This is a genomic window from Halostella pelagica, from assembly GCF_004762015.1.
GTDB lineage: Archaea > Halobacteriota > Halobacteria > Halobacteriales > Natronoarchaeaceae > Halostella > Halostella pelagica.
In genome coordinates this window covers 1-25,212 of the sequence record NZ_SJES01000007.1, presented here as the reverse complement: position 1 = coordinate 25,212, position 25,212 = coordinate 1, and the positions used below count along the sequence as shown (strand labels likewise).

Annotated in this window: 18 protein-coding genes; 15 read left to right on the top strand and 3 right to left on the bottom strand. The window is 51.0% G+C overall.

Annotated elements, in window-relative coordinates; all coding sequences use genetic code 11:
* Window positions 1-22: 22 nt before the first annotated feature.
* On the bottom strand, window positions 23-2,380 hold the full coding sequence (locus EYW42_RS15110) for a helicase HerA domain-containing protein (RefSeq protein ID WP_135536135.1): 2,358 nt from the start codon (window positions 2,378-2,380) through the stop codon (window positions 23-25).
* A gap of 3 nt (window positions 2,381-2,383) precedes the next feature.
* On the bottom strand, window positions 2,384-3,379 hold the full coding sequence (locus tag EYW42_RS15105) for a hypothetical protein (RefSeq protein WP_135536134.1): 996 nt from the start codon (window positions 3,377-3,379) through the stop codon (window positions 2,384-2,386).
* A 513-nt stretch (window positions 3,380-3,892) separates the two neighbouring features.
* Between EYW42_RS15105 and EYW42_RS15100 the strand changes: the two genes are divergently transcribed.
* The 15 genes from EYW42_RS15100 to EYW42_RS15035 all read left to right on the top strand — a co-directional run bounded on the left by EYW42_RS15100 (window position 3,893) and on the right by EYW42_RS15035 (window position 23,877).
* On the top strand, window positions 3,893-4,444 hold the full coding sequence (locus EYW42_RS15100; RefSeq protein ID WP_135536133.1) for a hypothetical protein: 552 nt from the start codon (window positions 3,893-3,895) through the stop codon (window positions 4,442-4,444).
* Window positions 4,445-4,737: 293 nt separating this feature from the next.
* Window positions 4,738-5,568, top strand: a complete 831-nt coding sequence (locus tag EYW42_RS15095) for a DUF932 domain-containing protein (protein ID WP_237561351.1) — start codon at window positions 4,738-4,740, stop codon at window positions 5,566-5,568.
* Window positions 5,568-5,723, top strand: a complete 156-nt coding sequence (locus tag EYW42_RS19535) for a hypothetical protein (protein WP_161972963.1) — start codon at window positions 5,568-5,570, stop codon at window positions 5,721-5,723. The genes EYW42_RS15095 and EYW42_RS19535 overlap by 1 nt, the downstream gene beginning before the upstream one ends.
* 9 nt (window positions 5,724-5,732) lie before the next feature.
* Window positions 5,733-6,515 carry a deazapurine DNA modification protein DpdA family protein gene (locus EYW42_RS20165; RefSeq protein ID WP_135536131.1) on the top strand — a complete coding sequence of 261 codons (783 nt, stop codon included), beginning with the start codon at window positions 5,733-5,735 and terminating at the stop codon, window positions 6,513-6,515.
* Between the two features lie 565 nt (window positions 6,516-7,080).
* Window positions 7,081-7,842, top strand: a complete 762-nt coding sequence (locus EYW42_RS15085; RefSeq protein WP_135536130.1) for a hypothetical protein — start codon at window positions 7,081-7,083, stop codon at window positions 7,840-7,842.
* Window positions 7,835-8,416: a hypothetical protein gene (locus EYW42_RS15080; protein WP_135536129.1), complete on the top strand. Its 582-nt coding sequence runs from the start codon at window positions 7,835-7,837 to the stop codon at window positions 8,414-8,416. Before EYW42_RS15085 ends, EYW42_RS15080 begins: the two co-directional genes overlap by 8 nt.
* A gap of 1 nt (window position 8,417) precedes the next feature.
* The gene (locus EYW42_RS15075; protein WP_135536128.1) at window positions 8,418-9,329 is read left to right on the top strand and encodes a hypothetical protein; all 912 of its coding nucleotides are present in this window, start codon (window positions 8,418-8,420) and stop codon (window positions 9,327-9,329) included.
* A complete protein-coding gene (locus EYW42_RS15070; RefSeq protein WP_135536127.1) occupies window positions 9,322-11,379 on the top strand; it encodes an AAA family ATPase in 2,058 nt (685 codons plus the stop codon). Before EYW42_RS15075 ends, EYW42_RS15070 begins: the two co-directional genes overlap by 8 nt.
* A gap of 882 nt (window positions 11,380-12,261) precedes the next feature.
* On the top strand, window positions 12,262-14,010 hold the full coding sequence (locus EYW42_RS15065) for an ATP-binding protein (protein ID WP_237561350.1): 1,749 nt from the start codon (window positions 12,262-12,264) through the stop codon (window positions 14,008-14,010).
* 403 nt (window positions 14,011-14,413) lie between these two features.
* Window positions 14,414-15,964, top strand: a complete 1,551-nt coding sequence (locus tag EYW42_RS15060) for a hypothetical protein (protein ID WP_135536126.1) — start codon at window positions 14,414-14,416, stop codon at window positions 15,962-15,964.
* A 200-nt stretch (window positions 15,965-16,164) separates the two neighbouring features.
* Window positions 16,165-17,721: a hypothetical protein gene (locus tag EYW42_RS15055; protein WP_135536125.1), complete on the top strand. Its 1,557-nt coding sequence runs from the start codon at window positions 16,165-16,167 to the stop codon at window positions 17,719-17,721.
* A 203-nt stretch (window positions 17,722-17,924) separates the two neighbouring features.
* Entirely contained in the window at window positions 17,925-19,472 is a 1,548-nt protein-coding gene (locus tag EYW42_RS15050) for a hypothetical protein (protein WP_135536124.1), read from the top strand.
* A 343-nt stretch (window positions 19,473-19,815) separates the two neighbouring features.
* Entirely contained in the window at window positions 19,816-21,354 is a 1,539-nt protein-coding gene (locus EYW42_RS15045) for a hypothetical protein (RefSeq protein WP_135536123.1), read from the top strand.
* Between the two features lie 350 nt (window positions 21,355-21,704).
* The gene (locus tag EYW42_RS15040) at window positions 21,705-22,958 is read left to right on the top strand and encodes a tyrosine-type recombinase/integrase (RefSeq protein WP_135536122.1); all 1,254 of its coding nucleotides are present in this window, start codon (window positions 21,705-21,707) and stop codon (window positions 22,956-22,958) included.
* A gap of 478 nt (window positions 22,959-23,436) precedes the next feature.
* A complete protein-coding gene (locus tag EYW42_RS15035) occupies window positions 23,437-23,877 on the top strand; it encodes a hypothetical protein (RefSeq protein WP_135536121.1) in 441 nt (146 codons plus the stop codon).
* Here EYW42_RS15035 and EYW42_RS15030 read toward each other — a convergent pair.
* Window positions 23,860-24,921 (bottom strand): Cdc6/Cdc18 family protein, encoded by a 1,062-nt coding sequence (locus EYW42_RS15030; RefSeq protein ID WP_135536120.1) that lies wholly within the window; start codon window positions 24,919-24,921, stop codon window positions 23,860-23,862. The genes EYW42_RS15035 and EYW42_RS15030 overlap by 18 nt on opposite strands.
* Window positions 24,922-25,212: the final 291 nt, after the last annotated feature.

Below are 25,212 nucleotides of genomic sequence, written 5' to 3'. Positions count from 1 at the left end.
AGAGAATCCCCATTCCGTTGATTCACCCCGTGTACTGGGTCAGCCAGTTAGCCAGTGTCAGGACCACTATCCAGATAAGCTCAACCGCTATAATGCCGATTCCAATACCGGCGAGAACATCCATCTCTGTCTGGAGAGGTAAGACCCCGACCTCGGAAACTGACCACGCTCCAAGTAACGTAAGTAACACCCCTGCCGAGGCCAAGGTGAACGTCCCGGCCTCAAACAGGCGGATTGGAGCACGGGAAACCAAGTTGAGGATGGTTATTAGTCCGTGCCTTTCGTTCCTGGTTTCGGAGTCACCATTCTCTCGGCCGCCGTCTGTCTGCGCTTCCACCGCGGTCTGTCCCTGACCTGGGTTGACCTCAGGCTCCGGGTTGAGTCGACCGTTCTCGATAAGCCGATGTTCAGTTTCCGTTGCATCGACCTGTACCCGTGTGTTGATCGGTCCTTCGATGAGTGCTTCGCTAAACGGGAGCTCGGTTCCGGTCCGGAGCTTCCGCAGCTCGCTTGATTCAGTTTCGGACAGGTTGAAGAACTCGGCGACTTCGCTCTTCGTTTCTTTCTGTTTGAAGAACAGGTTGCAGTCAACGTTTCGTAGAATGTTCCCTCCCTCGTTGGACCGAGTGAACTCGTCGGCGTTCTGCGTAACGAGAGTCGCTGCAACGTTCCTGTCACGGCTCTCCCGGACAAGCGTTGAGACTGCTTGTAATCCGTCTTGATAGACTTGGTTACCCTTGCTGATGATCCGGTGGACCTCGTCAATCACGACCAAGCTTTTCGAGTCGGAGCTTGCCGCATTCCTGTAGACGTGACGGACCGCCTCCGCCAGCTCCTCGGTGTTATCCCGGGACGGATCCTCGACCGTGTACCGCACAACATTCCTCGAACGTGTTTCGTCGATTTCCCCATCGTCGAGCACAACTGTATCACCGCCTAACGCGTCGATAATATCGCCGTAGTCGCGTTTCTTCGGGTCGATAACGTAAATTTCGAGATCGTCGTACACTTCCGCGGAACGGAGCAGTGTGAGACCGGTCCAGTAGCTTTTGCCGGAGCCGATCTTCCCCATCACGGTCATATGGCCAGCCTCCCAGGAGAATCGGTCAAGGACGACCGGCATCCCGTTTCTCTGGTCGCGGCCGATTTCAACTCCGCCAGGCTCCACCGTGTCGTACGCGCCGAACGCGAATCCGGCAGCTGCGGAAACACCAGGAACAGTCTTCGTTTCGCCCAGCCAGTCAGGATGGAACGGTGATTCGGCTTTCACACCCTGTGACAGCCTCAGCCTCGGTACGCTGGTGTCAACGCGGCGCTGTCTGAGGAAGGATTTGACGGTGTTCAACGTCTCTTCGGCTTCTTCGGGTGTCCTTCCATGGGCGACGAAGTAGACACCGTAGTTGACGACGGGTTCTCCAGCGGCGTCGATACCGATTAAGTCTTCCAGATCCTGTTTTTGTTGTTCGAGGGTCTTTCGCCGAGACGATCTTTTTGCGACTCTCTCTTCGACGTTGATCCGGGCGAGTTTCCTGTCCATCCTGTCACGGTCCCTGTCCGAGATTGGGCCAACCGTCTGGACCGCGTCGACAAGCCCAGGGGTGTCGGTGTTCAACACGTCGGCGATCCAGCCTATCGGTAGCTGTTCGGGGAACTCGGAGACGTACAGGAACCGATGGAACGGCCGTCTGTCCCCTTCGACTTCATACCCGGTCCATGAGAGTTCGGCCTCCTCGAAGTACAGCCGGTTCACAGCGGCTTGGAGGTCTTTTCGGGTCAAACGTTCGGCGTGTAGGTCGGCAGCGGTCAACGTGTTCCGTATCTCCGTGCACCGGTCCGTCACCTTCCGATGGTTCTCCTCCACCGACCCGCTTGAGGCCCTCACCACAACGTAATGGTCCGTCGTGACAGCGGTCGTTCCTGTACCCGGCGATCCGGATAGATCGGTTGTTCGTTGCCGTGAATGTATCTCAACCGGCTGTTTCAGCCCGGCTATCATCTCGGTCACGGTGTCACGATTCGCTCTCTGGTCCGTCTCCGGGAGCCGCTCGATGTCGCAGGACGACACCTCCACGATCCCGATTACGGTGTCGTTTTCCAGTACCGTGGAGCCGTCCACGATCTTCGACAACTGGGGCGACGATACGCTCGATGACCCGGTGAGTATCCGGATCCCGTCGGCGAGCTGTTCATCCAACCGTTTGTCGTCCGGTGTGAACTCGGCCGCAACCAAGCCAAGAACCGCTCCCACGATCGGCCCGGTGGGGGTGGTAATTGCCCATCCACAGACAACGAACGCTGCCGCCAAAACGACGTCTCCAACGGTGTACCGGTCCAAGAACTTGACTTTGGCGTCGATCGGAACGGGGAACTCTGCGTCCATTGGTTACCCCCTCCTCCGGAACCTGTTCTCCCGGTTTCGGGAACCACGTCCCTCATATCTGTTCGGTTCGTCTCTGTCACGGCCGTCATTCCGTCGCTGGTCGTCGACGTACTGGTTGATGACTCCGCTGGCTTGGCCGGCAAATCGGAGGAGTGGCGAGGCCATTAGCGTCCCGGCACCCAGCAGGGCCAGTGGCAGTCCGAACAGGACTCCGAGGCCGCCGAACGCCCAGATGTAGTGTGGGATCTCGCCGTTCGACTCCAGCAGCACCAGTATCAGATCCAGTACGGTGGCGTTCAACGGGCCGATGAGGAGGCACGCTATCCAGGCGTTGACCAGCATCGAGGTTGCACGTCGGAATCCGGGTGTCACCGCTAACAAACCGAGCAGCGGCGAGAGCGCCGCCCCGAGCATCAGGATGACATCCCGGGCCACGAAAATCATCACGGTACCCAGCAACAGGAACACGTCAAGCAAGGCGACGATAAACAGCTCTGTCGAAAGCCGGTTGACTGCGAAAGGGCTGGGGTTGGTAGGGACCAATGCTTCCGTGGTTAGCCGGGAGAGTTCTACCGGATACTGTAGCAGCCAGGGAGCTACCGCCCCGAACGCTACGGACCCAAGCACGTACATCAACGGTCGCACACCGTCGATCCGCCCGGTCATCGACAGGAGGCCGATCCAGACCACCGCAGCCGTCGCCAACGCCACCGACACCTGGAACATCTTCTGATGTATCTCTAATACCTCAGGATTCGTGACATCCGGGTAGCTGGCGAGTATCCGGGTCAAGATCCCGGTCAACACTTCAGCCGGAACACGCACCAGCTCGAACAAGACCCAAGTGACCGACTCCCAGAGCTTATCCAAGACCCCGTTCTCACCCACTTCCGGTTCCTCGGGTACGGTCGTCTGTTGAGCAGCTACCGAACCAGGTCCCAAGGCTAACCCTGAGACAACCAGGAAGACCACGACGACCGCTCTGGCTATAAACTTCATACTCCACCCCCGCAGAGAGGACCCTGGATAACACCCACGAGAGGTCCGGCGAGAAGGACGATGATCAATCCGATTGTTACACGGATAAACATCGTGCGGGCGGTTCGCTGATACTCAGGTAAACCGGAAAGCCACATTAAGCCCGCAATGGTGTAGCCTAATCCTGCACCAGGAATTGCCAGGGCGACACCGTCTGCCTGAAGCTGAGCGATGAGCCCGATCAGCCTTCCGACCGCCGCGGAACCTCCCTGGTCACAGCTTGGACCAGCAGCTTGACGAGCAACCAGGGTTGAAACGGGGAGTATGAAACCCGGAATTCTACCCGGCTCCTTTACTAGTAACCTATACTTAGACCGTGATCTGATCTTCACCCACATGGGTTCCAGAAAGAGGAACACCCCCTACAGAAATCAGTGCTCTGTACAGAGTTATGGAGAAAAACGGCGTTAGAAGGACTCTAACGACCCATTAGATACTTCATTACAATCTGTTTAGCAGTAAGCTGTTTCTACTATGGTCTCAGACCAGATCTGGGAACACGAGGTAACGTACCATCCTGAGGACGTTCAGGATCGAAGCACCAAGCGCTACCAGCACTACCGGGTATATCTGCCGGACACCATTGAGAAGCTGGGGCTGGAGGACGACGAACACGTAACATTAGAAAAGAGGATCGAGAATGGAGTGCCGTTTATCCTTGGGGAGAAACACCAGGGGGACCCATCTCTGGACTGTGTATACCAGATATTCACTGATGGATCATCCCGGTACAGAGTCACGCTTCCAACCGAATGGATCGACGACTTCATCGAATACGAGGGAGACGATATTCTGATCGTGGAGGTGAACACGATCGACGACGAGTTCAGGATCTACAAGAATATCGACGACGACTACAGCCAGAGAAAAGCTGAGCTTGATAATAACGACCGCTACCCCCGGCTCGGAAAATCGGTTCTCGCTCCTGCGGCCGTCGCCTCATCAGACTCAGAATCCAAAAGCAGCCTCCGTGAAGGATTCGGCGACGACATCGACGATGAAGGACCTGCAGAGAAGAATCCATGATCGGTTAGACGGCTTTATCGTTTTTTCCAGAATTCACAAACGAAGGTTTTCAACCGAAACACGGTGTATCCGTGGGTATATCTTGGTTTCTTGACCCCTGTGTCAGGTAAGGGTGGTACACAATTTCAGAAGAACTCTACAGTTTTGACGATCTCACCGAACTCTACAAAACCAGCGAAGATCTTCCAGAAGTCAGCCGTCACGACGTCTACGCATACCGCGAAGATGAAGACCGGTGGGAAGAGATTCCGTACAGGGACTCGCTCTGGACGGATGATCTACGTGCGACCGGCGTGGTCTCCTCCTCGAAGGAGTTCTACAACATCATCCAGTACGGCAAGATTCTGGAAACCGTGGGCGACGCCATAGAACAACACCAGGTGGACGTGGACGGTCAGGTCTCAGTCTCTCCGACAGCCCACAAGATGAGCGCGGAGATCGATTTCGACGGAACCACCGTCTACCCCGTTGAGAACGACCCGGTGGAACTAGGATTGAAAATCCGCTCCGGTCACAGCGGTTTCCACGGCCTGAAGTACGATATCGGAGCAGAACGCCAAGTCTGTAGCAACGGAATGACCGCGTTCATCTCCGACCTCAGTTTCAGCCAGACACACCAAGACCCGTTCCAACCCGGACTCGCATACAACGCTGTCGACGCAGTAGTCGAAAGCCCCTCGAAAGTAGAGAAACGGTTAACTGAGGCACAGAACCGGGAATTGATGAACCAGGATGAAGCCTTGCTGGTCCTAATGGAGTCCGGTATCGACCGGTTCCTTGAACAGCCGGTACCAGACCTCCTGAACGCATTGTACGACGAGGTAGATGATCCTGAAGCACCGACGCTCTGGGAGACCTACAACGCAGCCACACGCGCACTCACACACTACACGGAGGACATCCCCGAATACGATCTGGACACCGGTTTTGAACAGGCCGCACAACTCCTGGAAACCGGCGCAAACGAAATCCCGGAACCGGAAACATTGGGAAGACAAGCCGTCAACCAGCGGAGCCGAGAACTAATCGAGAACGAAGACACAGAGCCGTATTGGGAGGATGAAAGGGAATCATTGAGAGATCTCATGGAGCGCCATCAAATTCAATCTCAAGGTGGAACCTGATGCTCAATGTCGACAAAAATCCGAGGGAGACAGGCTTTGTCGTGAGTAAGGGTGATCCGGTGATTTCTGAGAGGGATTCGGCTGATTCGACGGTTGAAGTCAAACTCTACGAAGTGGAGCTTGCTGCCCTTTCCGGAAGGACTCGGAGATGGTGACAGTATATAATGTCAGGTAACAGGTTCCGGTTCTACTTCGGCTGTGCCTCTGGTAGTGCACGGAAAGCCTTGCGGAAGATGGAGGTACCCAATGTGATGATCAGCTATGCGACCGCGAACAACACTCCTTTCGATACCATCGAACACCTCTTCATCGATTCAGGCGGCTACAGCCAACTGCACACCCATCAGGAGTACCAAACCTCAGATCAGGACTACCTCTCGTATATCCGGGAACACGACCCGGAACTGTTTGCCCTCAGAGACTATCCATGTGATCCGGGGATCCGAACACAACTGGATAGGACCGTAGAGGACCGTCAGAAACGGACCGCCCAGAAGCATCGCAAACTTCTCAGTATGTACGATGACTCCAATCTCGATTCGCAGGCTGTAGCGGTCCTCCAGGGATGGACTCCCCAGCAGTATCTCTCCCATATCGATATGCTTCGGTCGGAAGGCGTCCTCACACGGTACGTAGCGATCGGCTCACTCAGCAATCGTCGTCCTCAGGAAGCTGCCAAGATAATCCACAAGGTCCGGGATGCGCTCCCGTCCAGACACCGGTTACACGGTCTCGGGGTCAGTACATCCGTTCTCCGGCAGCCACGGATTATCCAATCATTAGACTCAGCGGACTCAGCGGCTTACGACTTCCGGACACGGATGGAAGAAGACCGTCAATCTTGGCAGAGACAGGTCTACCACTACCTCCGGATGAAACGCCGAGTCGACGCAATGATACAGAAGTCAGGCAATCAGCAGTCGCTTTTCCAGACGCTCCAGAAATAGGGGCTCTGTTAAAATCCATCGGAGAAGACACCGATCTGCTAAATACAGAGGATATAGTCAGCAGGTGGCTATTATTCGTTTCACATCCTGAGCGGTGGAACCGCCAGTAAGTGAGTATACGTACTGAACACGCTTCGAGGGAGGGAACTGTGTGATATTCGGCTTGTCTGTGTTTTCCAGTAGTTCTATCATCGTTGGTCGGGAAGTGACGGGTAGGTAATGAGACGGCGGACATTCCTCCGAACCGGCATCACTGCAGGACTCCTGGGTGGGATGACTAGCTGTGATAGTGACTCCAGCAACGAATCGAGGACGAGTCCATCCTTGAACATCTTGACGAGAGTGGCTGGTCGACACCCGCACTGATGGCGCAGTATCCCCGTTTCAAGGACTTGGAAGTCTCTTGTGGTCACATTCGAGAGCGGTGTCAGATGTTTGTAAACAATGATTTGGCCTATCGAGAGCATCACGACATATACGAGATTACGACGTGGCGGCCACTATATTTGGAGGGTGAGATAGATGCCGAGAATCAGCTGAGGCTGCGGTCCAGTAGGATTTACTAATGAATTTGAATAGCATTTCTGCGTCCGACTATCTCACATTTGGTCGGCCAGTAGAATTTGTGCTTGTACTTGTAGCACAGGTGTTCACGATACTATTCGCTATTATTCCAAGCGCACCACCAGTCGTCAAACTCCCAGGATCCGAAGAGGTAGTGATGTGGTGCTTGGGAGGAACTATCCTTCTCCTATTCGGAGGGCTATTTTACACAACCGGGTGGGTGAGTAGGCAGACCTACTCAATTACTCTCCAGCAAACCCGCCACCAACTAATATCATTCTTAGCATACGCAATTCTCGGTATATCTGCCGTCCTATTTGCGTACGTGGTGTTCATTCTCCCGTATCCAAATAGCTCTCTCGGGGTTGTGGATATTGGAGCAGGTCTGGTTTACTCAGCCATATTTGCTGAATCGATTTTAGTGCTGCTAGGAGGGCGGATTTGGCGTACGACAGATACCGAATCGCTCAGGCTGGATATCAAAGAGTTCGTCCAGGCCTTGCACTCATTTAGAGACGATCCCGTCTCTTCGACAGATAGTGTTGAGGTGATTTCTACGCGGGGGGAAAGAATAGTTGACCGTTTAGCGGCATCAAAATTCAAAGAATCTCAAGACCTTTCTCAGGAATTTGAAGAATGGCTGTCTGATTTCGACGAAGCCTCTACCTTGCCTATTCACGAGGATATTGCTACTGCTGAGACCATATCTGAAATCACCAAGAATTTATGTAGTCTTGTTCCTGAGTTGGAAAGTAATGGATGATAGTGTCCTCATAGAAAAATATCCCCGAGACGAGGATCTCGATGAACACACAGAGAGTATTGCTATCCTGTGTGAGTCAGGAGCTAATTGCTTCCAGGAGCCGGTTACCTCCGTTCTTGAGGCTGCATTCACTGAAACGCAAGGATATGGCGATTCAGTTAGTGCTTCACCTAACGAAGATGCGATTGATTATCTACGGAAGTCCTGCCCCGAAAACGGCGGGAGCCGCGAAGAGCAGGTTAACGCACAAAAGTATCTGCTCAGCCACAGCCTGTGGCTGCTGAGCCATGAGACAATTCTAGAAGAGGATCTGCGACTTTCCCTGAATATGCAGATTCGATTACTTCCCCGACAGGCCTGTGTTCTCAGTTGGGTCAATCCGTCGGAAGACCAAGAAGCAATTAAGCGCGAAATAGAAAGCATCTATCCAGACGCAGTAGTAGCAACCTCTCCAGGAGAGTTAAAACAGAGTGTGCAGTCCTATCTAGGTTGGCAGGTGAACCCCAATGGCAGCGCTCAGACTGTTATTGAGTGGAGTCATGAAGCCGCTGAGGCAATAGATGTGATTGGATGATATGAGCGTGGAATGGCTTGCGGTTCGTAGGGTTGGTGAGTGGGCGGGTCTTCGAGAAGAATCTTTAGAAGATTATCTATTGCTCATCGATCCGATTCATGAGAACGCGATTGAGAACCCAAACTCTCCAGTGGATGGGGTAGACGATAGCCAGTCCAATTACTTCGATTTATTGAATACGTATGTATTCTCTTCTGTCGAAGTAGTTGGGTTCCTTAAAGAAAGAGGGGTTGAACAAGAAGTCGTAGCCAAATTCGAGAAGGGCAATGTCCCAATACAGGAAGCATTTAACCAGTACTCTGTGGTGGATTACGGCCTTGATGAACTCGTTGACCTTATCATGCTCATAAAATTCTTTGATGAGTACCAAGACCGGACTGGGGAAAGTGCCGTTCAGCCTCTTGAGAAGGTACACACGTTAATATATCTGGTGAATCACAGGTTATCCGAAGAAGACAGTAATTCGACCACCTCTCTCGGGTTTGGGATGCTGGAAAGGACGGGGTTCAGATACACATTCAGGAAGAGAGAGGGGTATGTTTGGTCAGATAGTCTCCAACGAGATATTGACCGCTTGGTCGCTTGGAGTGTCCTTGACAAAGAAATTGTGGAGGACCCCCAGCAAGAGTGGGATCTTTCATACGCCATTTCGTCAGGTAAGGCAGCAGAGATGTTCCTCATAAGGTTCAGAAGTGAGCTTGACAGCTTTGATAGCCTGCTACTGAACGAATGGGAGTTCAAGCAAAATGATGTTCTACGAGATTTAGCAGACATCTCCAAGGTTGGCCTTACTGACCATCTGAAAACAATCTCGAAGTTTGCTGATTGCCCCGAAGGCCGAATTGTGCTCAACGGTCGAGCGAAGCGTTTCGAAAACAAAGACGACAACACAGAGATTGCCATCAATGCCTGAAACTCCACCCGTATTCAACGAGGTTGAAGAGAAAATTGACCGTGAGACAGAGTTCTCCGAAGAAGAGCAGGAACGCTTTAAGAGATATTTTTTGAAACATTATGGTGAGGTATCCTTTTCTACCCAAGATGTCCGCCTTGACAGGATTTCCGCGGAAAACTTCCGAGTCTTGAGTCAGGTGGATGTTGATTTCGACCGTCAGGACACAATACTCTATGGACAGAACTCAAAGGGTAAAACCAGCTTAGTCAAATCTCTATTGTACAATATTGCTGGTCTCCCTGAAAACCCCTCAGCCTACGATATGACGAATCTTGTTAAATCTGATAGGTCAAATCTGAGCACAAAGGGCTATTGGACAATCGATGACTCGCCATACAGTCTTGAAAGAACTCTTAGACAGAGTGGCCAAGGAAGTTCGCTAAGCGGTGATGATGAACCATATCTCTTAGAGGGGCATTCAAAAGAACCAACGATCTCGACGGAATTTACTGATCCGTCGGATGTACTTGAGAAATTCGGGCTGCAACAGCTTCGGCTGAGGGGTCACGACCCTTACGAGGTATTGTCACTGTTTTTCTTGATGTCCGAGGATTTCACGCGATTCCTTGGAGAAAAGCACTCTGACCTGCTTGACTTGCTTTTCGGAATAAACATAACAACGGTAGTTCAGGCTGTAGAGGCTGAGATTGAAGAACTTGAACTACAGGACGAAGAAGAGAAATCAGCTCAGAAGCTTCGGGAGTATCAGGCTGAGAGAGATAATTTAGAGGATGAAAAGACAAATCTTGAACAAAAGAAGTCACAACTGACGAATAAACTCTCGGAAAAGCAGGAGCGGCTTGAATCTATTGAAGATGCTCTATCGGGGAAAAATGAGTTGGACAGCCTCCGACAGCGGAAGAACGAATTAGAGAGTCGTAGAGCAGATGCGAAAGTAAAACGAAGTGATGTTGTCGAAGAACTTGGCAGTGTTCGGCGTACTATTAAGCGATATGAAGACACGGAGTTGTTGGATGATGTTGAGGATGTAGGCGAAGAACTCCAGAACTTCCTGACTATCCCTGACCGTTGTCCAATTTGCACTAACCGCGTTGATCAGGAACAGCGAGAGCGCCTTCTGGAAGAGCATGACTGTCCTCTCTGTGCTAAGAAGATGCCTGATGATCGGTATCGAACTGAAGTAGAGAATCTTGATTCAGACAAGGTCTCCGACACGACTTCCAAGAAGCACACTGATGAATTAAAAGAGCGCCGTGAGAAAGAGCAAGAGCTTGTGGGTCAGAAAAACCGCTTAGATCAAAAGATTTCATCTATCAAATCTGAGATAGAGAGGGTTACAAAGGATATTGAGGACCATGACTTGGCCGAGTTAGCTGACGAGCAAGATGGTCTACGCCGCGAAGTACAGGATTTACGCGACTCAGCAGTTGAAACCGAAGTGAAACTTGGTTCTGTCAAAGAGAGATTGGAAATACTGGAATTCGAAATAAAGGCACAAAAGCATCTCAAAGCGAAAGCCAAGGAAAAGGTGGCACGGAAAGATGGCCTCAAGCGTTTCAACGATCTCTTATCAGAAGCGCGTGATTCCCAGAGACAGGAAATTAAGAGAAAAATTGCTAGTCAAATCCAAGAGTTGTTTGACCACTTTGAGGAGGGCAGTCTAAAGAACGCACACAACGTCGAGTTCAAGTCTGGGGGTTCGTATCACTTCGAAATCAAAACCACCGATCAGATTTTGGACTCTTATATAGCAGACGAAAACACCGCGGAAATAAATCTACACGCTCTTCTCTTCCACACGGCGGTACTCAAGCTACTGAGCGAATCTATCAATAGTCCACCATTACGGCTTTTCATTATTGATTCTCCATTCGATAATGAAGTGGACGAGCAGAACGCGAATGATATCTCTAATTATCTTAGCCATCTACCAGAAATCCTCCCAGAATATCAAATTGTAATTGCTTCGGCAGACACAGACACGTTTAATCCCACGGAATATGAGGACACTTTTGAAATGAAAGAGTTCGAAGGTTCGACGGCATAATAAGAATTCCATCCCCGAGAACCGCTCTCACGCCCCACAGGACCTTTCGACTGACCTCAGAACGCGGGCTATTTCTGTACGCGGGAAATCGTATGCGTCGATGTAGACAACCTGTCACGCACCGCGTCTAAACGCTTGACACGTGGGATTTCACCCTAATCTCCAACGGTTTGCTGCCACTAGGTTTACGCTCTCAACGAGACCATTCCTCGGTGTAATTGCGCTGATTTCTACGCTAATAGCTGGACCAATTTTAGATCAACAGAGCTGTTGCTTCCGCTTTCGATGCCAGACTGTTAGAAGTAGCAGTTGTTCTGGAGGATAGTGTGGCCGACAGCGGTCACTCGGTCGCTTCAACGAAATCCCGAGCGGTATCGATAACTTCCGCATCTGTATTTAGTGATTCCTCGCCAGCGGTTTCAGCGGTAATTACATGACTGATCCGCGCTGTCTATTCAGCATAACGGTCAGAACCTATCACTGTCTGATGGTTTCAACAGAGCCGAAGTAGTATCTCTCTACATCCGAATCGGAAACACGGTGAGGCCTTAGCAACGGAAATAGACCGTATCCGATCATACTCGAATCTGTAGACACCCACAGTCGGGGTGTATGTCCTCCAATCGTTCGATAGACCGGACTTCAGTCCTCCAGGCACTCAGAGATGATGAACTATCGGATCCACGTATCCGTCGGCTTGCCTTGTTTACAGCCCTTTCCCCGGAAACACTCCAGAACCAGAGCCGCCGAATGCTCGCAGCAGCTCTAGCACAGCATCGAGCATATCCGTTTGAATCACCCGCTACATCCCAGACTCATTCCTCAGGGAACCTCCGTATAGGGACAACCTCGTCGGGTCAACCCCACAGACTTCCTGAATCCGTGCTCTCGAAACATCTCCTGGTTATCGGGCAGTCCGGAGCCGGGAAAACGAGCTTGTTCTACAACCTTCTTCCCCAGCTGGATGTGCCGTTCTGGAGCTTTGATCTGAAACAGGACTACCGCCACCTCACCACACAGATGGACGATCTACTGGTCCTTCCATGGACCGAACTCAAGTTCAACCCGTTGGTTCCACCTCCAGGAGTTCGGCCGCGGCGATGGGCACAGGTAGTCAGCGAGATCTTTGGCCACGCCACATCGTTGTTGTCCGGGTCGAAGAACTACCTCGTGAAGTCGATCCTTGAGCTCTACCGGTTGTACGATCTTTTCGAGGAGGATTCGTCGCCGTACCCCAGTTTCCACGAGCTCGAGCAGTCCCTTACCTCCGACCCGATCAACTACATGCGGAAGAACTCGAACTACCGGGACACGGTCCTCAACCGTGTTGAAGCCATGAACCTGGGTTCCGGGACCGTCTTCGACTGCAGCCAGGGCTACAGCTTAGAGGAACTGCTCACACGGAATGTCATCTTTGAGTTCGACGGGTTGAACCGCGACACCCAGAACTTCCTGATGGAGATCCTCTTCGCCTATGTCTACGAATACCGACTAGCCCAGGCCCACCGAAGTCAAGATCTAAACCACGTCTTCGTCTTGGACGAGGCCAAGCAAGTTTTCAGCGTCTACAAGGAGCGCCAAGATGAAGCCGGAATCCCGGCTGTCGACGAGTTGACGGCGAAGATGCGAGAGTTCGGCGAAGGACTAATTGTCGCAGACCAAGAGGCTTCGAAGCTGACCGATTCAATCAAGGCCAACACCTATACGAAGGCCCTCCTGTCGACGGGCGACCGGAAGCAGTTCCAAGCACTAGCAGACTCGATGAACCTTACACCCCGGCAGAGATCGGTCGCCCAAGACCTCGGTATCGGGGAAGCAGTCATCCAGACCGGAAACGAGCACCCTGTCCGAGTAACACTTGAGGAATACGAGTTGGCGAAAACGGTGACAGATACCGAATTGCAGCGACACCAAGGGAGGATCTGGAACACGTTATCTTCCGAACCGCGTAAACAGCCACAACGGTTCGAGAAAGCCGTATGGTCCGACAACACCGACCCCGAGGAACCCGGGATAATTGACGATCCACCGTCCAAGATCACTGTTTCCGATGAATCGGAACAGCTGTTGAGGGGAGTGGTGGAGGAGCCGTTCATCCCGTTGACCGAGCGGTACGAAACGTTTTCCAGCCGGTACAAGGGGAATAAGGCCAAGAACGAGCTGGTGGAGACAGGCTTGGTCACGGAACAGTCAATCCGTACCGGAACAGGTGCTCGGAAACTCCTTGAACTGACGGACAGAGGACGCAACTACGTCGAGCAGACGCTGGATATTGATCCACGCCACGAGGGTCGGGGAGGAATCGTCCACCGATACTGGCAGCACAAAGTGAAGGAAATATTTGAATCAGCAGGCTGGGCTACAACACTAGAACTATTCGACGCGGACGTCTACGTGAACACCGGAGAGCTTGAGATCGTCGTCGAGATCGCGATGGAAAACACGAAGCGGGAACGAGAACATGTGGAAAAACATCTCGAACAAGGGTTCGAAGTGGTGTGGGTCGTATGCCCTACAGAAAAGGTCCGAGATGGGCTAAAGCAGCGGGTCGAAAACGCGGATATTGACTCAAACCAGATCGTGTTTCACTTGGCACAGGACGTTTCCGATGCACTCGACGACTGGCACTAGATCCTCACCCATCCAGCTTGATATACTGCCGAACACGGATTCGAAGTCCTAAGCAGCACGAAGAGGATAGAAACGAGGTAGTTCGGCTGGTTCGGCAGAAAAACAGGTAAGATGACCTCGATCAAGAGGGTGTTAGGGGTATTCGGCAAAACGGAAAAGTAGCTCTGTTGACTCCGCTCACAGGAGGAGGATGACGTATTCTGATTCGGAGAGAACAAACTCAAACAATGGTTCTCGGAGTTAGCTATGGGCCGCTAACCAAACTTGCGGATATTCGCTCGTCAACAGAGCTCTTAACGAGCCCGCGGTGGTCCCGGTCAGTTTCTGCCTATCCTATTCAGATGTCCCACCACAAACCATAATAACATTACCAGTCAGTGACAACTATAAGAGGAGTTTCGCCGTGGTCGATAAACAACGACGGAAAATTCTCAGGACAAGCGCCGCAGTACTATCCGCAGGAATAGCCGGCTGCAACTCTGGTTCTGAGTCGCCAAAACAGTCAACCACCAACGACCCAACAACATCTAACTCAACAACACCTGACCCCACCGAACCAAACAGCGACACACAACTCGGAGACTTCCAGCACACCCGCGCGGATATCCTGCCGATCATCACGGAAACGACCCGGGAGAACCAGACCAGGTCTGAGGTCACCGTCACAGACCAAGACGGCCTGAAAACCATAGAAACCTACCTAAACAACCGATCACTGGACGAACCAGTACAAGTCCACCAAGAAAATCTCGGAGGTGAAGTCGAAGCGAACGTCGCCTACGAGTTCCCGCAGAGAATGGTTGCTCCTAGAGAGAACCGGTTCGGCGTACGAGTAACCGATGAAACCGGCCGGACACAGGACTTCACAGAGACCTTCACACCTGATACACGTGAATGGAAGGTTGACACACCATACAGCGAATATTCTACGGAGAGAACGTGGGACGATCTCAACTTCCAGCAAGAGGAGATGGAAGAACAGCGACAGGGATGGCTCCAAAAAATGACCTACAACGACCTAGTTGACGAATTGAAACGAGATACTGAAAGAGTGCGAGAGAAGTACAAGGCCATAGATCACGGAGACACCGAATACCCTAACGCAGAACAGCACGGAGGCGGACGCTGGAACACTAAAGATTTCAGGAACACCAACAAAACACAAGAAATACTCAAATACAGCAACGTAGCACTCCAAATACACGCACTAGAAAACCTTCAAATCACCGCCTGGAGCGGGGAAAACGATCATTTTGCCGCCACACATCAAACATTAGCAAATCATGTGCATGAGGAAGACAGCACACAAAGAAACGTGGAGACTACGCACGTTAATGAAAGCGGTCACGGAACCGTTATAGCATACGCAGACCCTGACAAACTTGACAACGAATATACACACTTGGATGGTGAAACACATGGAGAGTTCTCCTGGTGGTTCGTAGACACAACCACCGACTGGGTACTACCCATCAACAACGAAGAAATAAAAATATCTGCAGGAATAAGAGGAAAATACAACCCGTTCATTGAAGGATACGAAGGAAGCAGACAAGTCAGCGAATTAAACTTCTACAGAACTGAAAAAGGCAAAGCAGTAGCCCCACTAATCGGGTTCGTCGACAGAAGCAACACCGAAGACCACCTAGAATTTGAAAAGTTCTCAATCAGCGACCCAGTACTCGAAGACATCTACAATGAACACGTACCCGAAGGAGAATCAGTCGACCCTATTCTTGATATGGTGATGAAGGCTGGGCAAAAGCAGATTGAGACCGGCGAACACGTCCAAATCTACGGCGACGAACTCGAGTATAACGAGGACGAGGAAGTGTTTGAAGGACTGGGATACGCTGTCAACAACGGCGTGCTACACGAACACAGCATGGAAGAAAAAACCGCAGTCACCGTAGAGCACGTCAACCAATACCTCGAGGGACGAGCAGCCGTATGAGGAGTTTTTCAGTACAACCAATACTTATTGAATCCGGATTATTTCTCCCTATCTCTGAAGAGTTATCCCGTCAGGTTCCAATGTGAACGAAGAACCCTGATCCAGCAAACCAACTGCAACACCAAAGGGAAGAACATCTACCCCCACCACAAACCATAATAACATTACCAGTCAGTGACAACTATAAGAGGAGTTACGCAGTGGTCGATAAACAACGACGAGCAATTCTCAAGAGAACAGCTACAGCCGCCGGACTAATCTCACTCGCAGGCTGCAACTCTGGTTCTGAGTCGCCAAAACAGTCAGCCACCACCGACCCAACTGCATCTAACTCGACAACACCCCAGTCCACTAAATCGAACAGCGACACACAACTCGGAGAATTCCAGCACACCCGCGCGGATATCCTGCCGATCATCACGGAAACGACCCGGGAGAACCAGACCAGGTCTGAGGTCACCGTCACAGATCAAGACGGCCTGAAAACCATAGAGATCTACCTAGACAACCGGTCTCTGGATGAACCAGTACAAGTCCACCAAGAAAATCTCGGAGGTGAAGTCGAAGCGATTGCGGCCTACGAGTTCCCGCAGAGAATGGTTGCTCCTGGAGAGAACCGGTTCGGCGTACGAGTAACCGATGAAACCGGCCGGACACAGGACTTCACAGAGACTTTCACACCTGATACTCGTGAATGGAAGGTTGACACACCATACAGCGAATATTCTACGGAGAGATCATGGGACGATCTCAACTTCCAGCAAGAGGAGATGGAGGAAAGACGACAGGGATGGCTCCAACAAATGACCTACAACGACCTAATAGAAGAACTAAAACAAGATACGGAACAGGTAAATGAAAAATACAGCGATGAAGGGGACATAATCAGCTTCCCTAACGCCACAGAAAACAGCGAAGGACACTGGGATACCGAAGACTTCAGAAACACCAACAAAACACAAGAAATCCTACTATACGGAAACGGAGTACTATCACAACACGCACTCAAAAACCTTCGAATCACCGCCTGGAGCGGGGAAAACGATCATTTCGCTGCCACACACCAAACATTAGCAAACCACGTGCATGAAGAGGATGGCAGACAGAGAAACGTGGAGACTACGCACGTCAACGAAGGCGGTCACGGAACAGTCATAGCATACTCGGACCCTGACAAACTTGACAACGAGTTTGAGATTCTGGGAGAAAACTATGGAGAACATACTTGGTGGTACGTAGACACAACCGACGACTGGGTAGTCCCACTCGGAGTAACAGCCGAAAACGGAAACGGAAACACCATAGCAGAAAACATCCAAAGAGGAACATACAACCCATTCACCCAAGGATACCAAGGAGACGAACAAGCCGCCTTCGACTACGAACGCGAAAAGATCAAAGCCGTAGGTCCTCTGGTGAGCTTTGTTGACAGAAGTAAAGATCAAAATATCGACTTGAACAAAGTCTCCATCAGCGACCCAGTACTAGAAAACATCTACAACGAACACGTACCTGAAGGAGAATCAGTCGATCCTATTATTGATATGGTGATGAAAGCCGGGCAAAAACAAATAGAAACCGGCGAACACATCCAAATCTACGGAGACGAACTCCAATACAACCAAGAAAGTGAAGTGTTCGAAGGCGTCGAATACGCAGTCAACAACGGCGTGCTACACGAACACAGCATGGAAGAAAAAACCGCAGTCACCGCAGAACACGTCAACCAATACCTCGAGGGACGAGCAGCCGTATGAGGAGTTTCAGTACAACTACTACTTTTTGAATCCTGGATTCCCGGATTGGTTTCTCTCTCCCCAGTGAGTTACTCCGCCGGGTTCCAATGTGAACGAAGAACTCGGATCCAACAAACTAACCACAACACTAAGAGAAGAACAGCCCCTCCCACCACAAACAATAATAACGTTACCTGTCCGTAACAAAATACAAGTGATCGATAGTGGTGGACAGACAAAGACGAACAATTCTCAAAGCAGGTGCCGCAGCACTATCCGCAGGAATAGCCGGCTGCAACTCTGGTTCTGAGTCGCCAAAACAGTCAACCACCAACGACCCAACAACATCTAACTCAACAACACCCCAGTCCACTAAATCGAACAGCGATACACAACTTGGAGAGTTCCAGCATAGTCGCGCGGATATCCTGCCAATAATTACTGAAGCCACACGGGAAAACCAGACCAGGTCTGAGGTCACCATCGCAGACCAAGACGGCCTGAAAAACATAGAGACCTACCTAAACAACCGATCTCTCGATGAACCCGTACAAGTCCACCAAGAAGATTTTGAAGGGGAATCCGAAGCGATTGCGGCCTACGAGTTCCCTCAACGGATTATTGCGCCGGGAGAGAACCGGTTCGGAGTACGAGTAACGGACGAAGCCGGAAGGACACAGGACTTCACAGAGACTTTCACACCTGATACACGCGAATGGAAGGTCGACACACCATACAGCGAATATTCTACGGAGAGAACGTGGGACGATCTCAACTTCCAAAGACAAGAGATGGAAGAACAGCGACAGGAATGGCTCCAAAAAATGACCTACAACGAACTAGTAGACGAATTGAAACAAGATACTGAAAGAGTACAGGAAAAATACAGCGATGAAGGGGACATAATCAGCTTCCCTAACGTCACAGAAAACAGCGAAGGACACTGGGATACCGAAGACTTCAGAGAAACCAACAAAACACAAGAAATCCTACTATACGGAAACGGAGTACTATCACAACACGCACTCAAAAACCTTCGAATCACCGCATGGAGCGGGGAAAACGACTACTTTGCCGCAACACACCAAACGTTAGCCAATCACGTGCATGAAGAGGATGGCAGACAGAGAAACGTGGAGACTACGCACGTCAATGAAGGCGGTCACGGAACAGTAGTGGCATACGCAGACCCGGACAAACTTGACAACGAGTTTGAGATCCTGGGGGAAAACTACGGAGAGCATCCTTGGTGGTACGTAGACACAACCGACGACTGGGTAGTCCCGCTCGGAGTAACAGCCGAAAACGGGAACGGAAACACCATGGCAGAAAACATCCAAAGAGGAGCGTACAACCCATTCATCCAAGGATACACTGGAGAAGGAGAGAGAAACTACCAAATAGAGAAAGATAAAGCGGTTGACCCTCTCGCAGACTTCGTAGACAAAAGCCACGAGTTAGAAATTAATACAGACAAAATCTCCATCAGCGACCCAGTTCTCGAAGACATCTACAACGAACACGTACCCGAAGGAGAGTCGGTTGATCCTATTCTTGATATGGTGATGAAGGCCGGACAAAAACAGATTGAAACCGGCGAACACATCCAAATCTACGGCGACAAACTTGAATACAACCAAGAAGACGAAGTGTTCGAAGGAGTCGAATACGCAGTCAACAACGGAACACTAAAAGAACACAGCATGGAAGAAGAAACAACTGTTACCGTAGAGCACGTCAACCAATACCTCGAGGGACGAGCAGCCGTATGAGAAGTTTCAGTACAACCACTGCTTTTTGAACCCTGGGCCCAGCAAAATCACTTATACACTCGAACACCTAGTTTCTTTTAAACTTTCAACACTAGATTTTCTTTGAAAACGCAAATGAAGGAAGGTGAGGTGGTGATGACCACTGAACGGATCTTAGCTTGGACTCTTCGTCCATGTGACAAACCGTTTAATGGACACTAAACGAACCTCAGTTTTCGTCCGCATACGAAACCACGACCCTATTCTTTCCAACTCAAACTCGATTCCATCGGAAGAACAGCCCCTCGCACCACAAACAATAATAACATTACCAGTCAGTGACAACTATAAGAGGAGTTACGCAGTGGTCGATAAACAACGACGAAAAATTCTCAGGACAAGCGCCGCAGTGCTATCCGCAGGAATAGCCGGCTGCAACTCCAACTCACCTAAACAGTCAACCACCACTGACCCAACAACATCTAACTCGACAGCGCCCAACTCCTCCGAACCGAACAGCGACACACAACTCGGAGACTTCCAGCATAGTCGCGCGGATATCCTGCCAATAATTACTGAGGCGACTCGGGAGAACCAGACCAGATCCGAGGTTACAGTGGTAGATCAAGACGGCCTGAAAACCATAGAAACCTACCTAGACAACGGTTCTTTGGATGAACCAGTACAGGTCTATCAGGAAGGTCTTGGAGGGGAGACCGAGGCGACCGCGGCCTACGAGTTCCCTCAAAGAATGGTTGCGCCGGGAGAGAACCGGTTCGGAGTACGAGTAACCGATGAAACCGGAAGGACACAGGACTTCACAGAGACCTTCACTCCTGATACTCGTGAATGGAAGGTCGACACACCATACAGCGAATACAGTACGGAGAGAACGTGGGACGATCTCAACTTCCAGCAAGAGGAGATGGAAGAACAGCGACAGGGATGGCTCCAAAAAATGGCCTACAACGACCTAGTTGACGAATTAACACAGAATACGGAAAGAGTGCGGGAAAAATACAGCGGCGACAACCATGGAGGTGCTCAATTCCCTAATATGGAAGAGTTAGGCGGCGGACATTGGAGCCTTGAAGACCTCAGAGATACAGACAGGGTTCAAGACATCCTGACATACGGGAACGGAGCACTCCAAATACACGCAACAGCAAATCTAGGGATCACCGCATGGAGCGGGGAAAACGACCACTTTGCCGCAACACACCAAACATTAGCCAACCACGTGCATGAAGAGGATGGCAGACAGAGAAACGTGGAGACTACGCACGTGAACGAAGGAGGTCATGGAACCGTTATAGCATATTCAGATCCTGATAAGCTTGACAACCAGTTTATACATCCTGATGGAGAGGAACAAGGAGACTACAACTACTGGTTCGTCGACACCACCACATTCTGGGTACTACCCATCAACAACGAAGAAATAAACATACCCTCAGGAACAAGAGGAGCCTACAACCCGTTCATAGAAGGATACGAAGGAGACGAACAAGCCGCCTTCGACTACGAACGTGAAAAAGGTAAAGCAGTAGCTCCATTGATAGGATTCGTCGACAGAAGCAACACCGAAGACCACCTAGAATTTGAAAAGTTCTCAATCAGCGACCCCGTCCTCGAAGACATCTACAACGAACATGTTCCTGAAAGAGAGTCAGTTGATCCTATTCTTGATATGGTGATGAAGGCTGGGCAAAAGCAGATTGAGACTGGTGAACACGTCCAAATCTACGGCGACGGACTCGAGTATAACGAGGACGAGGAAGTGTTTGAAGGAGTCGAATACGCAGTCAACAACGGCGTGCTACACGAACACAGCATGGAAGAAGGAACAACCGTCACCGCAGAACACATCAACCAATACCTCGAGGGACGAGCAGCCGTATGAGAAGTTTCAGTACAACCACTTCTTTTTGAACTCTGGGCTCAGCAAAATCTCTTATACACCCGAACACCTAGTTTCTTTTAAACTTTCAACACTAGATTTCCTTTGAAAACGCAAATGAAGGAAGGTGAGGTGGTGATGACCACTGAACGGATCTTAGCTTGGACTCTTCGTCCATGTGACAAACCGTTCAATGGACCCCAATCGAGACTCGGTGCAAAAGAAAACCAAGATAACGGTGTGAAGATGTCCAACTGAACCAGAAACTAACAGACAGGGAAGGAATTTACCCTGTCAAACGCAACGAGGTCTCCCACTCTACCCTTCTAACTCACTCGGTGACTCATAGATCTATGACCACAACAGAATATATTGATGTAGACGGTGCCCTTCAAAACCTGAAAGACGATGTTTCACAGCGGAACTATGAAGCAATAAAGCAATTTATCAACCACACCGCGGCCGAAGGGATCGGCGAAAGCCAACAACAGCGCCATATCTACGCCTGGAAAACCATCCTGAAGAAATTCGTGGACGATGAGTTCGCGATCCCGGACACCTCGAAAAATGAAATAAAACACCTAGTTGCGGAACTGAACCGAAGCGACTACGCTGAGGCAACTAAGCACAAGTTCCGGTCAGCCGTGAAGAAGCTGTACACTGTCAGGAACGACGGCAAACAACCAGAAAAGGTCCAGTTCTTCTCTGTACACAAGAACAGTAAGCCAACCTCCGTCTCCCGTGAAGATCTGTTCAGAGACGAGGAACTGAAACGACTACTGCGAAGCTTTGGCAACACACGGGACAGAGCATTCACGTACGTCCTGTATGAGTCCGCAGCCCGGCCCGGTGAACTCATCTCCCGGAACGTCGGCGACTTCACCTCAAACGCCAAAGGAGATTTCATCTATCTAGAAGGGGCAAAGGGGACACCCGACCGCACGAACCAGTTGGTCCGATCCGGTAGGCCTCTCCGTGAATGGATCTCCTCACACCCTCTCGGCGGCGAACCTGGTGACATTCAAGACCCCGGTGCCCCTCTCTGGGTGAAAACCGAGCAACAAGTCTGTAAGACATGTGGAGAGATACCGCACAGCCACGATGACACCGCTTGCAACTATGAATCAGACCTCAGCGACCGGATGAAGTACGCCGGTTTCTACCGCAGGTTCAAAGATGCCTGTAAAAAAGCAGAAATCCCTGAGAACAAGCGGAAACCGTATAACCTGAGACATACCCGGTTGACCGAGGTGGCGACGTTCATGGGATACGAGCAGCTGAACAAGTTCGCTGGATGGAAACCCGGTTCGGATAGAGCAAAGGTCTACGTCCACCTCAACAACGACGACGTCAACCAGGCGATCAGAGACGAGTACGGGATCAGTAGCCAGGATGAGGAGAAGAGCCAGGTTCAGTGCTCGTTCTGCGGAACATCGAACGATGAAATCCATACCGAGTGCCGGAACTGTGGAAGACCGCTCTCACTTGAACAACAGTCGAACCAGGAGGAGAAGCTGGAAGTCTTAGAGAGGCTTGCGGAGCTCGAGGAGAAAGGTATCTTGGACCAATTAGACGCCTTCACAAGGGAAACTGAGACAAGTTCCTGAATTCTCAAGCAGCTACCTATTCCTTCAGGGAAATACAAGGACAGCAATATCTAACTATTCAGCCATATTTTTCCTTTGCTTATTGCTAGAGCATCACCGGGTGTGAGGTACCACTAGTATCGGATTAGGTGAAGGAGATACCGTCATTCAACCAATGAACAAGTTGGACTTAGTCAAAAAGTTCAGTCCATTCGTGACGAGGCCTTAGATATAGATCGGCGAACACCAACCGTAACAAGGGCTTCTGAAGCATAGACAAAGCTGGTCACCGTATCTTTGGCCGGGTGACGATACGGATGACACTTCACAAAGTTGCGGAGGCAGAGCGGTTGCTTGAGAAACTGGAAACGTGGTCGGAAGATGAGATCCAGGCACTCCCTCGGTTCTACCGTGAACGGGCACAGCGATACCGGAAGCTGCGGAAACAGGGTGACTCCTAAGGTCTGAAACAGTTCAGCTACTATCTCCTGTTAGAGGAATGGCCTACGATGAGTATACAAGACTTCTGGAAACCGGTGTACCTAATCCCCTCAGCGGTGGGGGAAGCAGGTTCTCCAGTGATTGGGACGTTAACCGGTTGTTGACTGAGGCTCAGAGAGCAGAACGCGAACGGTTGGAGTCGATGCTGGAGGAGATCGAGGACCAGATAGAGGAGCGGACAACGTTGCATGAGGATCTGGTCCATGACTTGGAGAGGGAGATACAGCAGTACGAAGAGAACTTGGAGCAACTGCTTCGGCAGTTTGCTGAGCGTAATCGAAAGGAATCGCAGAAGAAGCGTATTCGAGAACTTAGCCGTGAGCTCCGAGAGGAGCGTCGGAAGCACTGGCGTGATCGTCAGGAGTTGCTTGCCGAGCGTCGGGAGGCCCGGCGTGAATTAGCTGCCTTGGATGACGATCTGTTAACCGGTCTCCTCTGAACCGGGTCGAGAGTTCCAGTTGACTCGCCTGATTTCCCGTGTTTTCCCTCTGGATCCGCCTCGGTGGTAGGTAGCTTCAATTAGATCGAGGAGTTCTAAATGGGTCAGAAAGTCGCTGATCCGTCGTTCGCTCAGGGAGGCGACCCCTGCTGTCTCACAGCGTTCACTGTACTCTCTGTAGACTGTCCCGGTTGTGAACGGTGGTTGTTCGACCTGTTCGAGACGGCTGATCGTATTATACAGACGACGGTGGTGTGTTGTGAACCGGTGGAGAAGCGTCCTCACGTATTTGTGGTACGCGGCAACCTCTACCTCCTGTGCCAAGCTTTGGGTGACTTGGTTTTCAGCGGTTTCAGCTGCCTCACGTAGCCAGGTAACTGCGATGGCGATGTTCTGGGTGGTCTCGGTGATATAGGTCAAGGCCGCCCGCTCAAGTGACTGTGGTTGGAGGGCTTTCCGTGCCCGGTCGGCGAGTATCTGCCGTGCCTCGTTGGTGGTGTAGTCGTTCAGCGTCAACAACTGGGGCTGGAACGTGCTGTATGTCCGGTCATCAACTGCATCCTCCAAGGTGGACCGATTGGCTGAAACGGTGATGACTGCTGTGTTTTCTAGTCGGGTCAGGTAGTAGAGGAGATCGTCGCCGTCGTTTAACAGCAGGAAGTCGACCTCATCAACCACGACGACTGTAGGTAGGGTAATCTGGTCTTTGATTTTGCGTTGGATATCGGCGACGTGGTGTCCTGTTCCGAGTGATGTCCCGGTCAGGAGCTGATAGAGGCGTTCCAATGCTTTGTACTGGGTGTCGTGCCGGACTCCAGAAACATAGCAGGTGGTGAACGTTGGTGGGAACGTGGTGAGAAACCGTTGAAGGAGATGTGTCTTTCCAGTGCCCCGCCGCCCGTACACATGGTAGTTCTGGAGACGGCTGTCCTCATCGACGCCGAATGCCTCGGTGAGGGCGTCCTGCTCTGCCTCTCGCCCGATGAACTGTGCCGGGAGATGTGAGAGTTGGAGAGGTGTCCGCGTATCAATAGAGTCTGACATAATCAACAGTGGAGTCGAGAAGCTCTACACAGGTTTTGATACACCCGCATTCATTTGGGCCGGTGATGCGAGTGAGGAATGTCTGTGTGTTTATTCTAGACGAGTGTTTTCGTGGATGGATGTGGAATACTGCATACGAAATAGAGTCCACGGTTCGGTTTTTCAACGCGGAGCGGTAGATAAGAGCTAGAGTGTGATGTTGGTATGTTCGATGATACATCCGGTGGTAGGGCACTGTCTAGTTAGGCCAGTTTGAGAAGCGAGCAGGTCGTAGAGTTTGTTTGGGACAAT

What these genes read in the sequence shown, in the direction of transcription:
- EYW42_RS15040 (WP_135536122.1), top strand. Translation starts at nt 21,705, where the DNA reads ATGACCACAACAGAATATATTGATGTAGACGGTGCCCTTCAAAACCTG.
- EYW42_RS15070 (WP_135536127.1), top strand. Translation starts at nt 9,322, where the DNA reads ATGCCTGAAACTCCACCCGTATTCAACGAGGTTGAAGAGAAAATTGAC.
- EYW42_RS15085 (WP_135536130.1), top strand. Translation starts at nt 7,081, where the DNA reads ATGAATTTGAATAGCATTTCTGCGTCCGACTATCTCACATTTGGTCGG.
- EYW42_RS20165 (WP_135536131.1), top strand. Translation starts at nt 5,733, where the DNA reads ATGTCAGGTAACAGGTTCCGGTTCTACTTCGGCTGTGCCTCTGGTAGT.
- EYW42_RS15105 (WP_135536134.1), bottom strand. Translation starts at nt 3,379, where the DNA reads ATGAAGTTTATAGCCAGAGCGGTCGTCGTGGTCTTCCTGGTTGTCTCA.
- EYW42_RS15075 (WP_135536128.1), top strand. Translation starts at nt 8,418, where the DNA reads ATGAGCGTGGAATGGCTTGCGGTTCGTAGGGTTGGTGAGTGGGCGGGT.
- EYW42_RS15080 (WP_135536129.1), top strand. Translation starts at nt 7,835, where the DNA reads ATGGATGATAGTGTCCTCATAGAAAAATATCCCCGAGACGAGGATCTC.
- EYW42_RS15030 (WP_135536120.1), bottom strand. Translation starts at nt 24,921, where the DNA reads ATGTCAGACTCTATTGATACGCGGACACCTCTCCAACTCTCACATCTC.
- EYW42_RS15100 (WP_135536133.1), top strand. Translation starts at nt 3,893, where the DNA reads ATGGTCTCAGACCAGATCTGGGAACACGAGGTAACGTACCATCCTGAG.
- EYW42_RS19535 (WP_161972963.1), top strand. Translation starts at nt 5,568, where the DNA reads ATGCTCAATGTCGACAAAAATCCGAGGGAGACAGGCTTTGTCGTGAGT.
- EYW42_RS15035 (WP_135536121.1), top strand. Translation starts at nt 23,437, where the DNA reads ATGGCCTACGATGAGTATACAAGACTTCTGGAAACCGGTGTACCTAAT.
- EYW42_RS15110 (WP_135536135.1), bottom strand. Translation starts at nt 2,380, where the DNA reads ATGGACGCAGAGTTCCCCGTTCCGATCGACGCCAAAGTCAAGTTCTTG.